This window comes from Streptomyces sp. NPDC008163 (assembly GCF_042956885.1).
Classification (GTDB): Bacteria; Actinomycetota; Actinomycetes; order Streptomycetales; family Streptomycetaceae; genus Streptomyces; species Streptomyces drozdowiczii_A.
The window spans coordinates 282,658-298,479 of sequence record NZ_JBIBHG010000004.1; the positions used below are offsets into that span (position 1 = coordinate 282,658).

11 protein-coding genes are annotated in these 15,822 nt (G+C 70.2%); 2 read left to right on the forward strand and 9 right to left on the reverse strand.

The window, feature by feature from the left end; genetic code table 11:
* Positions 1-16: 16 nt before the first annotated feature.
* Together ACFZAT_RS11795 and ACFZAT_RS11800 are read right to left on the reverse strand one after the other, a co-directional pair.
* Positions 17-2,161, reverse strand: coding sequence for a hypothetical protein (locus ACFZAT_RS11795; protein WP_391263239.1), 2,145 nt, complete (start codon positions 2,159-2,161; stop codon positions 17-19).
* Positions 2,162-2,561: 400 nt separating this feature from the next.
* The gene (locus ACFZAT_RS11800) at positions 2,562-3,989 is read right to left on the reverse strand and encodes a hypothetical protein (protein ID WP_391263241.1); all 1,428 of its coding nucleotides are present in this window, start codon (positions 3,987-3,989) and stop codon (positions 2,562-2,564) included.
* A 366-nt stretch (positions 3,990-4,355) separates the two neighbouring features.
* Between ACFZAT_RS11800 and ACFZAT_RS11805 the strand changes: the two genes are divergently transcribed.
* Positions 4,356-5,432 carry an LCP family protein gene (locus ACFZAT_RS11805; protein ID WP_391263243.1) on the forward strand — a complete coding sequence of 359 codons (1,077 nt, stop codon included), beginning with the start codon at positions 4,356-4,358 and terminating at the stop codon, positions 5,430-5,432.
* A 48-nt stretch (positions 5,433-5,480) separates the two neighbouring features.
* Here the strand turns inward: ACFZAT_RS11805 and ACFZAT_RS11810 are convergent, their stop codons facing one another.
* Positions 5,481-6,611, reverse strand: coding sequence for a hypothetical protein (locus ACFZAT_RS11810; protein WP_391263245.1), 1,131 nt, complete (start codon positions 6,609-6,611; stop codon positions 5,481-5,483).
* Positions 6,612-6,787: 176 nt separating this feature from the next.
* Between ACFZAT_RS11810 and ACFZAT_RS11815 the strand changes: the two genes are divergently transcribed.
* A complete protein-coding gene (locus ACFZAT_RS11815; protein ID WP_391263246.1) occupies positions 6,788-7,171 on the forward strand; it encodes an NTP pyrophosphohydrolase in 384 nt (127 codons plus the stop codon).
* Between the two features lie 3 nt (positions 7,172-7,174).
* On the opposite strand, the gene ACFZAT_RS11820 is transcribed toward ACFZAT_RS11815, so the two are convergent.
* From ACFZAT_RS11820 to ACFZAT_RS11845, 6 genes are all read right to left on the reverse strand, one after another.
* Positions 7,175-8,680 (reverse strand): amino acid permease, encoded by a 1,506-nt coding sequence (locus ACFZAT_RS11820; protein WP_391263248.1) that lies wholly within the window; start codon positions 8,678-8,680, stop codon positions 7,175-7,177.
* Between the two features lie 161 nt (positions 8,681-8,841).
* Positions 8,842-10,818: a 1-deoxy-D-xylulose-5-phosphate synthase gene (gene dxs, locus ACFZAT_RS11825; RefSeq protein ID WP_391263250.1), complete on the reverse strand. Its 1,977-nt coding sequence runs from the start codon at positions 10,816-10,818 to the stop codon at positions 8,842-8,844.
* 254 nt (positions 10,819-11,072) lie between these two features.
* Positions 11,073-12,389 carry a sugar ABC transporter permease gene (locus ACFZAT_RS11830; protein WP_391263252.1) on the reverse strand — a complete coding sequence of 439 codons (1,317 nt, stop codon included), beginning with the start codon at positions 12,387-12,389 and terminating at the stop codon, positions 11,073-11,075.
* Entirely contained in the window at positions 12,386-13,174 is a 789-nt protein-coding gene (locus tag ACFZAT_RS11835; protein ID WP_063822575.1) for an ATP-binding cassette domain-containing protein, read from the reverse strand. Before ACFZAT_RS11835 ends, ACFZAT_RS11830 begins: the two co-directional genes overlap by 4 nt.
* A 237-nt stretch (positions 13,175-13,411) precedes the next feature.
* Positions 13,412-14,479 carry a substrate-binding domain-containing protein gene (locus ACFZAT_RS11840; RefSeq protein WP_391263255.1) on the reverse strand — a complete coding sequence of 356 codons (1,068 nt, stop codon included), beginning with the start codon at positions 14,477-14,479 and terminating at the stop codon, positions 13,412-13,414.
* 123 nt (positions 14,480-14,602) lie between these two features.
* A complete protein-coding gene (locus ACFZAT_RS11845; protein WP_391263574.1) occupies positions 14,603-15,802 on the reverse strand; it encodes an ROK family protein in 1,200 nt (399 codons plus the stop codon).
* Between the last annotated feature and the right edge of the window lie 20 nt (positions 15,803-15,822).

Sequence of the window (15,822 nt, forward strand, 5' to 3'; positions counted from 1 at the left end):
GCGGTCGCCGGGCGGATCAGAAGTACTGGTTCATCGACTGCTGCGGACCGAGTTGCTGTCTCATCCAGCCGAGGTGACGGATCTGCATGGTCGCGTCCGTCTCCTGCCCGGGGGCGGCCGCCTGGGTGAAGGGGTTCGCCAGGATCGGCTCCGCGGTGTCTCCCGGCGGGAACTCCTCCATGCCCTTGGCGAACAGGGCGTTCACCGCGTCGTTGAACCGGACCATGGAGTCCCCGTCGCCGAGCAGGTAGCGCTTCAGGATCTCCCGGTGCTGCGCCAGGCGGTCCCGGCCTCCCGACCGGGCCGCGTCCACGCAGAGCGGGAGCTCCTCGCACGACGGGCCGAGGATGTAGGCGGCGGAGGCCGCCGGGTTGAGCTGCTTGAACAGCTCCGGGTCCATGTCCGACGGGTTGGAGACCGCGTACGGCTTCTCGCTCGCGACGAAGTCCGACACCACACTGGAGATGTCGCTGATCAGCAGGTCGGCCTCGTTGAAGCAGCTGTACAGGGAGGGGAGCTGGCCGGTGACCACCTGGTGGCGTTCGCCGCCCCTGGACTCCCAGAACGTCTCGTGCCACTGGGCCTGGAGGTCCTCCCAGGACTCCTTCGGCGGCCGGGCGAGCGCCGCCCGGTCCTTGTCCCAGACGCCGTAGACGCCGACCACGGTCCAGGCCTTCAGCCGGCCCATCCGGGACTCCAGGTCGGCGAGCCGCTTGTCGCCCTGGGCGAGCGCCGAGCGGGCGCCGCGGCTGTCCTGGCGGTCGCGTTTGGCGTTGTCCGCCTCCAGCATCGCGACGATGCGCCGGTGCACCCGGGTCGCCTCCGCCGACCGCTTCCCGGTCAGCGGGTGCGGCTTGTAGAGGATGCGGACCGGCTCCGACTGGTTGAGCAGCATCCGCATGATCTTCTCGCCCATCAGGATGAGCGAGGTGTGGTACGGGTCCGCGGTCCACCCTTCCCAGGTGGGCGCGTACAGCACGGTGGGCATCCGCTCGGGCGGCCGGACGGTCACCGACTCGACGGCGCTGAGCTGCGGCCGGCCCACGGGCACGATCGCCGAGCCGGGGATGGTGCCGCGCAGCCGCTGGTAGCGGTCCTCACCGCCCTTGCCCGCCGTCCATATCTCGTCGAACACCTTGCTGACCCGGTTGCTGCTGGCCAGCTTGTCGCTGTCGCCGTGGCCGATGAAGACGTGCTTGGCCTCGGCGACGCGCAGCATGTGCACGTTCTTGCCGGCGTTGGCGGGATACAGGATGACGCGGACCTCGGGCAGGTCCAGCAGGCTCAGGTCGTCCGCCTTGGGAAGGCAGACCACGGGCAGCGGGGTGTACGCCAGGAAGCGCAGGGTGGTCACTTCGCGGAGCACGATCAGAGGCCGGCGGCCCAGCCTGGAGAGAGTGTCCAGCCACATGTTGACCTGGTACGCGGAGTCGCGTGCCCCGGCCGCGTAGCTGAAGTAGAGGACGACCTCGGGGCGGTACTCGGCGACCTGCTTGTTCAGGATGCGGAAGGTGCGCTCGTGGCTGGGCACCCGGCGGCACTGGTTGATGGTCGGCAGCAGGATGACCATGCCGAGGAGCGCCAGGGTGATGGCCACCGCGCCGCCCAGGACGCTGAAGCCGACGAGCCCGGTGTAGTCGGAGGCGAGCGCGCCGACGATGATCGACGTGTCGAGGTACAGGAGCTTGCGCTCGTGGGCCCGGAAGGCGATGGGCGGGGGCGGCTCGGGCATCCGCAGGGAGCTCAGGTCGAGATTGCGCACACGCACGGGGAGCGCTCGGCGGCGCTTGATGAACATGCAGAGGAACGTGTAGAGGAGCCGCAGGGCGTGCACGGCGACGAAGCCGAGGAAGACCACCGTGAACATGTCCCGGTCGCCGCCGGCGATGTCCCGCATGAGCACCAGGACGGCCAGTTCCCGCGTCAGGACGCGGATGCTCAGCCCCCACTTGAGCTTGCCCAGGAAGCGGATGAGGTCCGGCTCGGTACGGTGCAGGTAGAGGTCGGTCGCGTAGCTCAGGACCAACGAGCCGGCGAAGGCCCAGAAGACGTCGAAGACGCCCGCGACCAGCATCCCCAGGTAACTGGCCATCAGCAGGAAGAGAACGAGGACGTTCTTACCCTTGCTGATCTCCGCATGGCGGATCAGAGCGGCGATCAAACTCGTCTTCTTTCTTCGTGAGCGCACCGCTCACGAAGGAACGACGTCCCCCGTGCGCGCGCCTCTCCCCAGCCCGGAATGGCCCAACAGCCTCGGCTTGAGCCCGAGCACGGTGGCGGGGTGGCGACGAGGTCCCCCCGGACATCGCGCGTACGGACCCACTCGGGTCCCGCCCCCTGACAGGAAGAAGCCGCGCCCACACCGGCGTGGGTCACGGCGCCACTGTGACGGCCAAGCACTCAGGATCCACTCAGAACCTTCACCTGAGCTTTACCTGAAGTAATGATATTACCCGCCCGGATGTCACAGCCAAGACACAGTGAGATCACACCCTGCGCACTTCACGCATGAATGCTTGCCGCCGTGATCGGTGTCGACCGGTCAGGACCGGGCGCGGACCCTAGTGCGTGCCCGAAAAGTCCCACGGTTCGAGCATGAGACCGCGCTCGCCTTCGGCACGGCGCGTCGTGGTCAGCCGGGCCGACCCGTCGAGGGCGGCGACCGTGACCCGGCCGTGGCGGTCCGGCGCCACGGCCGGCGGCACCAGGCACCACTGATCCGTCGCCGTCCACCACACGCCCGAGTCGTGGCGGCCCTCCACGTGGAAGCCGATCAGGCAGCACCCCCGCCGGTCCGTCGACGCGAGCACCGTGCAGAGCCAGCCATCCAGGTCGACGCCCGTCATGCCCCCGACCCGCGCCGCAACGTCCGGGCCGTGCAGGGCCGTCGGACCGTAGGCGCCCCACTGCCACTGACACAGCTCACCCGTCTCGGCGTACGTGTAGCGCAGCGCGCCCGCCTCGGGCGCGGCGGCCAGCGTCCCCGGGTAGGCGTGCACGTTCGGGCTCAGGTCCTCCGCCCAGGCGTTCTTCGCGGTGCGGCTCCAGCGGGCGACTCCGGGGGCGTCCCGGAGGCGGGCGAAGAGTTCCGCCGTACCGTCGGGGGCCCGCATGGCCACCATCTCGTCGGCGGTCTTGGCGCCCCTCAGGTGCCGCCACGGCGACCAGACTCCGTCGTCTCCCTGATGACGCGTGTTCACGGTGTGCTCGTCGTTGCGGACGAAGACGTGCACGGTGCCGTCGTCGTCGAACGCCGCCACCGGCAGGGCGACGAACCGGCCCCGCTCGGGCTCGGCGCGGTGCGGATTGCCCAGCTCGTGCCAGGGGCTGAGCGGCCGCCCGGTCTGGTACTGGGTGGCGCAGACGATCTCCGTGGCCACCGTGCCGTCACCCCTCTCGGTGCGACGCAGTCCGACGAGCCGCACATAACCGTCCGGACCCTGGGCCACGGTGAGCGCGGGCAACAGGCCGGGCACGTCGAGCAGTTCGGGGCCCGTCCAGCCGCCGTCCACCCGCTCGGTCCAGCGCAGCACCGCCCCGGCCGTCGGAAGGTAGGCGGACAGCCTGCCGTCGTTCCCCCGGACCAGCCAGTTCGCCGGGAAGCGGTAGCGGGGCCGGGTGCCGGATCCGTCCGTCGCGCGGGGGTCCAGGACCCGGCAGTCGACGAAGACCGGCCGGCCCGACTCCCGGTGGTACGCCTCGACCGCGCGGAACACGGCCAGTGCGGCGGCTTCGTGCGACCCGTCCGGGTCTGCCGGACCCTGGTCCGCACCGGTGGTCAGGATCCGCCCCGGGCCCAGGGCGCGTACCTCGGCCAGGACCGCCGAGGCGGCGTCGCCCCCGGAGGGAAGGACGCGCACCTCGTCGTCGGCCCTGCCGCCCTGACGTCCCACCGCGGCCACGGCACGGGCGAAGGCCGCCCGCCCCTCGCCGTCACCGCCGGTGAGGCACAGCGCGCCGACCCGGACGGCGCCTCGCGCCTCGGCCATGAGCAGGGCGGCTTCCGCGGGTGAGGGTGCGACGATCAGGACCCGCGGCCGGCCGGAGTCAGCGGCCCCGGCCTCACGGAGACGGCTGCCTCTGGGCGCGCCGGTACGACGTCCGGTTGATGCCACCATGATCCGTTCGACCCCTCTCACCGCTGAAATCGCGGCCCCACCCCGCGCTGTCGAGCACGATAGACGTACACTCGTTCGCCAAACACATTTGCCTATATGCTCTGATGTCAATCGAAACCGGCGGCAACGACGCCCCCCATTTGCGCTGTCGCACGCGGCTGACCGCCAGTCCCCTCCTAGGTGCGGTCGTCAATATCTCACAACCGCCGATTCTCGGGATCAGAGGACAAATACGGCATGACTCAGGCCACCACCGCGCCTACCCGTTCGCGCAGAGCTCCGCGCAAGGCCCGTAAGCACAAGGGTCTCAAGATCACGCTCATCGTCATTCTCGTGCTGTTGCTCGCCGCGGGCGGTACCGCGTGGTGGTTCTGGAGCCACCTCAACGGCAACATCAAGGGCGTCGACATCAACAAGGCGCTCGGTGAGGACCGTCCCGAGAAGCTGCCCACCAGCGGGCAGAACCTGCTGGTCCTCGGGTCCGACTCGCGGGCCGGCGCGGAGAACAAGAAGCTGGGCGGCGCGGTCGGAGTCAGCGGGGCCCGCTCCGACACGGCGCTCGTCGTGCACATCCCGGAGGGCCGTGACAAGGCCGTCGCCGTGTCCATACCGCGCGACACCCTGGTGACCCGGCCCGACTGCACCAAGGGCGACGGCTCCACGGTGGCGGGCAGGGACCGTGTGATGTTCAACTCGGTGTACTCGCAGGTCGGTCCGGCGTGTGTGGTCAAGACCGTCGAGAAGATGTCCGGGGTGCGCATCGACCACTACCTGGAGATCAACTTCGCCGGCTTCAAGGGCCTCGTGGACGCCATCGGCGGCGTGAACATCGACGTCAAGGAGCCGATCCACGACAAGAAGACCGGGCTGGACGTCGACGCCGGACCGCACAAGTTCGACGGCACCGAGTCCCTGAAGTTCGTCCGGACCCGGTACAGCCTCAGCGACGGCACCGACCTCAGCCGGATCGGCCTCCAGCAGCAGTTCCTCATGGCGCTGCTCAAGGAGGTCAAGAGCCAGGACCTCCTCGGCAGCCCGACGAGCGCCTACAAGATCGCCAACTCCGCGACGGCGGCCCTGACCACCGATGACGAGCTTGCCTCGCTCACCTCGCTCGCGAAGTTCGCCCGGTCCATGAACGGGGTCGACCCGGACACGATGGAGACGGTCATGCTCCCCGTCGAGTACGACAAGATCGACCACAACCGCGTCGTGGCCGTGAAGTCGCGGGCGGACGCGCTGTGGAAGGCGATCCGCGAGGACACCCCGATCCCCGAGTCCGCCAAGAAGTCCCCGGCGCTCGGGCAGGGCTGAGCACCTCATGGCGTACGGCCCCGGGAGCGGTCCCGGGGCCGTAGTGGTTCACACCCGCTGCGCCGGTCCCAGCGCGAGCCCGGGCTCGTCGTTCTGGCGGGCCACGTACAGCCCGCCGCGCTCGCCGATCAGCGCGAGCACCACGCGCCCCTGGCCGTCGAGCGCCAACGCCGGGGGCGCCGAGGTGCGTTCGCCCGTCGCCGCCCACCACAGGCCGCCCGCCTCGTTCTCCGTACCGCAGGCCGCGAGCAGCACGCGGCCGTCGCGGGTGCGGTGGGCGAGCACCGTGCAGTCGTAGTCGTCCAGCTCGGCGCGGAGCACCGCGACCGGGCCCTCGGCCGGGGTGTCCCCGATCGTGATGGGCGGGGTGTCCAGGCGGTGGGCGACCAGGGAGCCGGTGGTGGCGTCGGTCCAGTAGAAGGTGTTGCGGTCGGGCGCGGTCTCCAGCACGCTCACCGCGCCGCCGGCGATCTTGACGGTGAGGTTGTCGCCCTTCTGGAAGGCGCCGCCCGGCTCGGCCTGGGCCCACCGCATGGCCTTGTTGGTGCCGGGGACCAGGAGCTCCATGCGGCCCGACTCGGCGACCGCGACGGCCATCGTCTCCTTGCCGAGGGTGCCCCTGAGGTCCTTCCACCCCTCCCACTTGCCGTTCTTCGCCTCGCGGCGCAGCATCATGCCGCCGTTGGCGTTGCGGACGAAGACGTGGACCATGCCGGTCGGGGCGACGGCGGCGGCCGGCGGGCCGATGCGGGCGGCGCGCTCGTCGCCGTCCTTGTACGGATTGCCCACGGTCCGCCACGCGGTGACCGGACGGCCGGTCTGGTACTGGATGGCGTGCACGAGGTCGACCTGCGGCTCGTCCTCGTCGCCGTGGACCGCGCGGCGGCCGATGAAGTGGACGTAGCCGTCCGGGCCCTGGGCGAGGCCGAGGTGGGTCAGGTCGGCGACCGGGAAGAATTCGGGGCCCTCCCAGCCGGGACCGCCGGGGCGCTCCTCGGTCCAGCGCAGGAGCCCGTCCTCGTTGCGGGCGTAGGCGGTGAGCCTGCCGTCCTTGCCACGTACGAGCCAGTGTCCGTCGACCGGGGTCTCGCCGGTCCCACGGGTGCTTTCGACGTCTCGCAGGGCATCGTCGCCCTTGCCCGAGGCGCTCCCCTGGGCACGTCTCGACCTGACTCGCATGTCGTGGCGTCTTCCTTCCGTGATGGTCCGCCCCCGATCTGCGGCTTTGTGTCACGACCGGCATCCGGAAGGCGGGGAGCACCCATCATAGAATCACCGTTCGAACCCTTGGAATCACCGCGTCCGCACCGCTTGCGCGGCACTTCGGCACACCCCCGACATGACAGGGTGGCCCCATGTCGAATCAGCTGCCCCTGGTGATCGTCGACGCCGCCAATGTCGTCGGGTCCGTCCCGGACGGCTGGTGGCGGGACCGGCGGGGCGCGGCCGAGCGGCTGCGCGACTCGCTGGTGCCCTACGCCTCCGACGGCCTGCCCGGCACGCCCGGCCCCGTCGATCTGGTGCTGGTGGTGGAGGGGCGGGCCCGGGACGTCGCGCCAGTGCCCGGCGTCCGGGTGGAGGCGGCCCCGGGCAGCGGTGACGACCTGATCGCCGAGCTGGCGGCACGGGCCGCACCGCGCCCCTGCGTCGTCGTCACCGCCGACCGGGAACTGCGCCGCCGGGTCGAGGCGCACGGGGCGCGGTGCGCGGGGCCGCGTACGGTGCGGCCCGTCGCCTGAGGGTCAGACCCGTTCGCGGTTCACCCGGCTGTGCGAGCGGCCGTACGCGAAGTAGATGACGATCCCGATGACCATCCAGACCGCGAACCGCAGCCAGGTCTCGGCCGGCAGGTTGAGCATCAGCCAGACCGAGGCGGCCACCGACGCGATCGGGACCAGCGGCACCCACGGCGTGCGGAAGGCGCGGTGCAGGTCCGGGCGGGTGCGGCGGAGCACGATGACGCCGAGGGCGACGACCACGAAGGCGAAGAGGGTGCCGATGTTCACCAGCGTGGCGAGCTCGTTGATGCTGGTCACCCCGGCGACGACGGCGATGATCACGCCGAGCAGGATGGTCGGGCGGTACGGGGTGTGGAAGCGCGGGTGCGTTTTGGAGAAGAACCTCGGGAGCAGGCCGTCGCGGCTCATCGCGAAGAAGACCCGGGTCTGGCCGAGCAGCAGGATCATGCAGACCGTGGTGAGGCCGACGGCCGCGCCGAAGCTGATGACGCCCGCGTAGAAGGGATGCCCGACGGCCTTGAAGGCGTCGGCGAGCGGGGCGCTGACGGACAGTTCGGTGTAGTGCTGCATGCCGGTGACGACGATCGACACGGCGACGTAGAGCACGGTGCAGATGAAGAGCGACGCCAGGATGCCGCGCGGCATGTCGCGCTGCGGGAGCTTCGTCTCCTCGGCCGCGGTGGCGACGACGTCGAAGCCGATGAAGGCGAAGAAGACGATGGAGGCGGCGGTGAAGATGCCCATGACGCCGAAGTTCGTCGGGGCGTAGCCGAAGATCAGCTGGACCAGCGGGGCATCGAATCCGGACCCGGAGGGCTGCGGCTCGGCGTCCGGGATGAACGGCGAATAGTTGCTGGTGTCGATGAAGAACAGGCCCGCGATGATGACGATCAGGACGACGGCGACCTTGACGGCGACCACCACCGTGGTGACCCGGGCGGAGAGCTTCATGCCCAGCACCAGGATCACGGTCAGGACCAGCACCAGGGCGAAGGCCAGGATGTCGAAGCCGAAGCCGTCCGCCACGTCCGGCCCGGACAGCACGTCCGGCAGGTGCCAGCCCGCGTTGTCCAGCAGCGAGCGGACGTAGCCGGACCAGCCGACCGCGACCACCGCCGTACCCAGCGCGAACTCCAGCACCAGGTCCCAGCCGATGATCCAGGCGACCAGCTCGCCGAGCGAGGCGTACGAGAAGGTGTACGCGGACCCGGCGACCGGCACGGTGGACGCGAACTCCGCGTAGCACAGGGCGGCGAGCGCGCAGACGACGCCCGCGACGACGAAGGCGAGAGCGGTAGCGGGGCCCGCCGTCTCCTTGGCGACCTTGCCGGTGAGGACGAAGATGCCGGTGCCGATGACGACGCCGACCCCGAAGACCGTGAGGTCGAGGGCGGAGAGTGACTTCTTGAGGGCGTGCTCCGGCTCCTCGGTGTCGCGGATGGACTGCTCGACCGTCTTGGTCCTGAACAGCCCGTTCCCGCTCGGGGGCAGGTCCTGCTGCGTGCTCACCGGCGTACCTCCACGCACTCGTCGTGCGTGCCATGTTGCGGACCCGGACCCACCACCCGTTCGCGGCACGCCTGTCGCGGCCGGATTTCACGCGAACGGGCCGGTCGGACCACTCGTTACGGGTGGTCCGACCGGCCCGTTCGGCCGAAACGGGCTGCGCGTCAGTCCCGGACGCGCTCCGTGGCGCGGTTCTCCGCGTCCGTCCCGTAGCGCCCGTCCAGCTTGGCGACCAGGCCGGTGACCTGGCGGGCGATGTCCGGGGCGGTCAGCCCGATCTCGGCCATGACCTCCTTGCGGGAGGCGTGGTCGAGGAAGACCGGCGGGATGCCGAAGTCGCGCAGCGGTACGTCGACGTCCGCGTCGCGCAGCGCCTGGGAGACCGCGGAGCCGACGCCGCCGGCCCTGCTGTTGTCCTCGACGGTGACGACGACGCGGTGCCGCGCGGCGAGCGGGGCCAGGGCCTCGTCGACGGGCTTCACCCAGCGGGGGTCCACGACGGTCGTGGAGATGCCCTGGGCGTCGAGCAGGTCGGCGATCTCCAGGCACATCGGGGCCAGCGCGCCGATGGAGACGAGGAGCACGTCGGGCCGGTCGGTGCCGGGCTCGCGGAGCACGTCCATGCCGCCCACCGTGCCGACAGCCTTCACCGACGGGCCGACGGCGCCCTTGGAGAAGCGGACGACCGTGGGTGCGTCGTCCACCTCGACGGCCTCGCGCAGCTGGGCGCGGACCTGGTCGGCGTCGCGCGGGGCGGCGATCCGCAGCCCGGGCACGACCTGGAGGATCGACATGTCCCACATGCCGTTGTGGGAGGCGCCGTCCGTACCGGTGACGCCGGCCCGGTCCAGGACGAAGGTGACCCCGCACTTGTGCAGGGCGACGTCCATCAGGACCTGGTCGAAGGCGCGGTTGAGGAAGGTGGCGTACACCGCGAAGACCGGGTGGAGGCCGCCGGTGGCGAGGCCGGCCGCGGAGACCGCGCCGTGCTGCTCGGCGATGCCGACGTCGTAGATCCGGTCCGGGAACTCCTTCTCGAAGCCGGTCAGGCCGACCGGCTGGAGCATGGCCGCGGTGATCGCGACGATGTCCTCGCGCTCGTGGCCGAGCTTGACCATCTCCTCGCCGAACACCGAGGTCCAGTCGAGGCCGGAGGTGGCGACGGGCAGGCCGGTGTCGGGGTGGATCTTGCCGACGGCGTGGAAGCGGTCGGCCTCGTCCTGGAGGGCGGGGGTGTAGCCGCGGCCCTTCTCGGTGAGGCAGTGCACGATGACCGGGCCGCCGAAGCGCTTGGCGCGCTGGAGGGCGGACTCCAGGGCCTCGATGTCGTGGCCGTCGATGGGGCCGACGTACTTGAGGCCGAGGTCCTCGAACATGCCCTGCGGGGCGATGAAGTCCTTGAGGCCCTTCTTGGCGCCGTGCAGCGTCTCGTAGAGCGGCTTGCCGACGACGGGGGTGCGCTCCAGGAGGTCCTTGCCGCGGGCCAGGAAGCGCTCGTAGCCGTCGGTGGTGCGCAGGGTGGCCAGGTGGTTGGCGAGGCCGCCGATGGTGGGCGCGTAGGAGCGCTCGTTGTCGTTGACGACGATGACGAGGGGGCGGTCCTTGGCGGCGGCGATGTTGTTCAGCGCCTCCCAGGCCATGCCGCCGGTGAGGGCGCCGTCGCCGATGACCGCGACGACGTGGTCGTCCTTGCCCCGGACCTCGTTGGCCTTGGCGAGGCCGTCGGCCCAGCCGAGGACGGTCGAGGCGTGCGAGTTCTCGATGACGTCGTGGTCGGACTCGGCGCGCGAGGGGTAGCCGGAGAGGCCGCCCTTGCTCTTGAGTCTGCTGAAGTCCTGGCGGCCGGTGAGGAGCTTGTGCACGTAGCTCTGGTGGCCGGTGTCGAAGAGGACCTTGTCCTTCGGCGAGTCGAAGACCCGGTGCAGGGCGATGGTGAGCTCGACCACGCCGAGGTTGGGTCCGAGGTGTCCGCCGGTCTTGGAGACCGCGTCGACCAGGAAGGTCCGGATCTCCTCGGCGAGCTGCTCCAGCTGCTCGGGAGTGAGCCGGTCGAGGTCACGCGGTCCGCCGATGCGGGTCAGCAGATCCCATCCGTCGCCCACCACCGCCCGTGCGTGACGCGCTTCGCGCGGCTGAGTCACCGTGCCTCCTTGCGATTGTGCTGGTCGAGCATGCCGATCCGATGAGTCTAACGGCCTCCCCCCGAAGCGGGAGGCGGGGCGTGCTGCCCCTTCCGTGCCGGTACGTGCCGGAGCCCGGCGCCCTCCGTGGGGGCGCCGGGCTCCGGCGGGTACTGCGTACGGCGCGCGGCCTGCGGTGTTGCGTGTCGCGGCCGGGTCGCTAGGGGGTGTCTTGCCGATATGGCCGGATCCGACCCTGATCGACAAGTCACCCCCTAGGCGCGCCCTGCGGTCTTCTGCGTCTTGCGGGAGACCGAGTCGATGATCACAGCGATGAGGAGGACCGCACCGGTGATCATGTACTGGATCGCGTTGGACGACAGGTTCATCTGGTTGAGGCCCTGGACGATCGACTGGATGACCAGGATGCCGAGGAGCGCGGACCAGACCTTGCCGCGTCCGCCGAACAGGGACGTACCACCGATGACGGCGGCGGCGATGCACATCATCAGCTGGTTGCCGCCACCGAGCGAGCGGTCGGCGCCGCCGGTCGCGGAGGCCAGGAAGAGACCGCCGACCGCACCGAGCGTGCCGGAGATCATGAACACCGAGATGCGGATCCAGGACACGTTGATACCGGCGCGGCGCGCGGCCTCGACGCCACCGCCGACCGCGAAGACCTGACGGCCGTACGTGGTCCGGCGCAGCACGAAGTCGGTGATGACCAGGATCGCGAGGAAGATCACCAGGGAGAGCGGGAGGCCCTGCTCCTGGTTGAACGCGTACGCGGCGAGGAGCGACAGGACGGCGAGCAGCGCGGTGCGCAGGATGATCTCGCTCTGCGGGCGGGCCGGGAGCTCGGCGGCCTTGCGGCGCCGGGCGTCGCGCAGCTGCGTGAGGTAGAAGGCGACGATCACGACGATGGCGAGGCCGTAGGCGGCGGCGACATCCTCGAAGTAGTAGCTGGTCAGGTCGCGGACGAAGCTGCCGAGCGGGGTGGTGATGGTGGACTTCTCGCCCATCACCCAGGTCTGCATGCCGGCCCAGCCCAGGAAGCCCGCCAGGGTCACGACGAACGCGGGCACGCCGATCTTGGCGAAGACGATGCCGTGGAAGGCACCGATGACCGTGCCGGACAGGATGCCGACCAGAATGGCGAGGCCGTCGGGCATGTCCGAGCCGAGGACGGCCCAGACCGCGCCCGCGAGACCGGCGACGGAGCCGACCGCGAGGTCGATCTCGCCGAGCAGCAGGACGAAGACGATGCCGACGGCCATGATGCCGGGGCCCGCCGCGTACAGCGTGATCTGGTCGAGGTTGTACGAGGTGAGGAAGTTGCCGGTCTCGGCCTGGAAGACGATGCCGATGATGATCAGGCCCACCACGACGGGCAGCGAGCCGATCTCGCCCGAGCGCACCTTGCGCTTGAACTCGGTCCAGTAGCCCTTGAAGCCCTGCTCGCGGACGAGCAGCCGGGGGTCGACGACCCGCACCGCGCCCTCGGCCGCCGCGGGGGCCTCGGTGGTCTCGGGGGCCTCGGTGGTCTCCGCCTGGGCCGGGATCTTGGCCGAGGTCTCGTTGGTGTTGCTCACTTGGATGCCTCCGCGCTGCGCGACTTGCGGCGGGTCACGGCGTTGTCCGTGGCGCCCGTGATCGCGGCGATGATTTCTTCGTGGCTGGTCGTGGCCACGGGGAAGACGCCGTTGTTGTGGCCGAGTCGCAGCACGGCGACCTTGTCGGCCACGGCCTTCACATCGGCCATGTTGTGGCTGATGAGGATGACGCCGAGGTTCTGCTCGCGCAGCCGCTCCACCAGGTCGAGGACCTGGGCGGTCTGCTCGACGCCGAGGGCCGCGGTGGGCTCGTCCAGGATCACGATCTTGGGGTTGCCGACCAGGGCGCGGGCGATGGCGACGACCTGGCGCTGACCACCGGAGAGCGCGGCGACCGGGATGCGGACGCTGGGGATGCGGATGGAGAGGGTGGACAGGAGGTCCTGGGCCCGCTTCTCCATGGCGACCTCGTCGAGGACGCCGCCCTTCTTGATCTCGCGCCCGAGGAAGAGGTTGGCGACGACGTCGAGGTTGTCGCAGAGCGCGAGGTCCTGGTAGACGGTCGCGACGCCGAGGTTCTGGGCGTCGTGCGGACGGCTGATGTCCACCTTCGCGCCCTCCCACTCGATGACGCCCTCATCGATGGGGTGCACGCCGGCGATCGTCTTGACCAGCGTGGACTTTCCGGCACCGTTGTCGCCGACGAGGGCGACCACTTCTCCGGCGTGGACTTCGAGATCGACACCGGAGAGGACCTGGACCGCTCCGAATCGCTTGAAGACTCCACGCAACGCCAGCACGGGCGTCTGTGACACGTGAACCATCTCCTTCGCCGCCTGACCGGCGGGGATGTGCCGCCTGACCGGCGGAGACGCCGCGCCGCGAGGGCAGCGTCGACATACGGGAAGCACTGGGGGGGGGTGAAGAGTGTCCGGCACCCGGCCGGAAGCGGGGTGTGAGCCGGCCGGGGCCGGACAGTCATGGGGGCGGGGTGGTTCCGCCGTGCGGGGCGGAACGGACCCGCACGCGCCAGGGCCGGCCGGCCCTGGCGCGAGGAGGGACTACTTGATGCCCAGCGCGGTGCACTTGGCGGCGATGTCCTTGACGCAGACGTCGGCGACCTTGTAGATGCCGTCCTTGATCACGGTGGACTGGATGTTGTCCTTGTTCACCACGGTCGGCTCCAGCAGCGTGGACGGAACGCCGTCCGTCTCGCCCTGGGCGCCGATGTCCTTGCCCTTGAGCAGGTTGACGGCGAACTGGGCGGCCGCGGGGGCCAGCTGCTTCGGCGACTTGTAGATCGTGAAGGTCTGCGTACCGGCGATGATCCGCTGGATGCCGGGCAGCTCGGCGTCCTGGCCGCCGACCGGGATGTCCTTGATGCCGGCGTTGCTCAGCGAGGTGATGATGCCGCCCGCCATGCCGTCGTTGGCGGAGTAGACGGCGTCGATCTTGCCCTTGCCGACCGAGGAGATGGCGGCGGTCATCTTCTCGCCGGCGATCTTCGGGTCCCACTCGCCGGACGCCTCGTAGGCGATCTTGATCTTGCCGTCGAGGGACGCGTGGGCGCCCTTCTTGAACAGACCGGCGTTCGGGTCCTTCTCGTCACCGTTGATCATGACGAGGTTCGCCTTGGCGGCCTTGGCGCCGAGGGCGTCGAGGACGGCCTGGCCCTGGAGGCGGCCGATCTTCTCGTTGTCGTGGCTGACGTAGGCGTCGGCACCGGCGATGGCGCGGTCGTACGCGACGACCTTGACGCCCTTCTTGTGCGCGGCTTCGACCCAGGCGGCGGACTTCTCGGCGTCGACCGAGGAGATCGCGATGACCTTGATGCCGTCGGCGATCTGCTGCTCGAACTGCTGCTTCTGCTGGCCGACGTCACCGGCCGCGTTGTTGTAGACGACCTCGCAGTCGGCGCAGTCCTTCTTGACCGCCTCGATGAACAGCGGCTTGTCCAGCGTCTCGTAGCGGGCGGTCTTGTTCTCCGGGAGCAGCAGACCGATCTTGGTCTTGCTGCCCGAGTCCGCCGAGTCCTTCTTGTCGTCGCCGGCCTTGCCGCAAGCGGCGAGGGAGACGGCCATCGAAACGGCGGCCGTGCCTATGACGATGCGTCGCGTCATTGCGTTCATTGGGGGTTTGCCTCCCTGACGAGGCCGCAACGTCGCGGCCGAGGTGGCTGGAAGTCAACTCGGCCGCGAGGGCGGCGTCAAGGAGTAAATCCTTAACGAGATGACAACGGTGCCATTCGTTATCTAAGTGAAGGCAGGAGTGGCCGCGGGGAGGGTGCTCTCCAAAAGGGTCGAATCCCCCATCTCGCTCAGGACGAGCGCCAGCGCGCCCAGCACCTCCGCGCGGCCCCCCAGGGCCCCCGGAAGCACGGACAGCTGCCGGGCCGCGCTGGGGATGGCGTAACGCGACACGGAGTCCCTGATGGGCCCCAGGACCAGCTCCCCGGCCTCCGCCAGCGAGCCGCCCAGCACCACGCGGCTCGGGTTCAGCAGATTGCAGAGGTTGGCCACCCCGCTGCCGATGTGGCGCCCGACGTCGCCGATCACCCGCCGGCACCCCGGATCGCCCTCGCGGGCCAGCTGGACCACCCGCTCCATGGTGAGATCGTGGCCGTGGCTGGGCTGGAGCAGGGGCAGGACGTAGCGGGCGGCCGTGAAGGTCTCCAGGCAGCCGCGGTTGCCGCAGCGGCAGACCGGGCCCGATTCGTCCAGGGTGATGTGGCCGATCTCGCCGGCCGTGCCGCCCGGGCCCCGGTAGATGTGCCCGTCGATCACCAGACCGGCGCCGACACCGCTGGCGACCTTGATGTACGCGAGGTCCCGGACCCCCCGGCCGCTCCCCCACACCAGCTCGCCCAGGGCCCCGAGGTTGGCGTCATTGTCCACGTAGACCGGCACGCCGAGGCGCGAGGACAGCTCCTCGCTGGGGTTGATGCCCGTCCACCCCGGCAGGATCGACGTGGAGCCCAGGGTGCCGGACTCGACGTCGATCGGGCCGGGTACACCGAGACCCACCCCGATGACCTTGCCGGGGCTGATCCCGGTGGTCTCGATCAGCCGGTTGACCAGCTGTTCCGCCCGTCCGAAGCCCTCGGCGGAGGAGGCGTCGACGTCCAGCGGCTCGGACTCCTCGGCGAGCACCTGGTGGGCCAGGTTGCCGACGGCCACGCGCAGGTGGGTGTGGCCGAAGTCGACGCCGATCACGATGCCCGCGTCGCCGCTGAGCGAGACGCTGCGGGCCCGGCGGCCGCCCGCCGAGGTGGGGGTCACCTCGACCGTGCCGCTGTCCTTCAGTTCGCGAACGATATTGGAGACGGTGGCCGCGGAGAGACCCGTACTCCTGGCGATCTCCGCCTGGGTGAGCGAACCAGCCATGCGTACGGCGCGCACGACCCGCTCAAGGTTGGCGCGATGCAGAGACGTCTGCGACCCCGGAGTCTCCATCGACTCTCTCACTCCTGCCA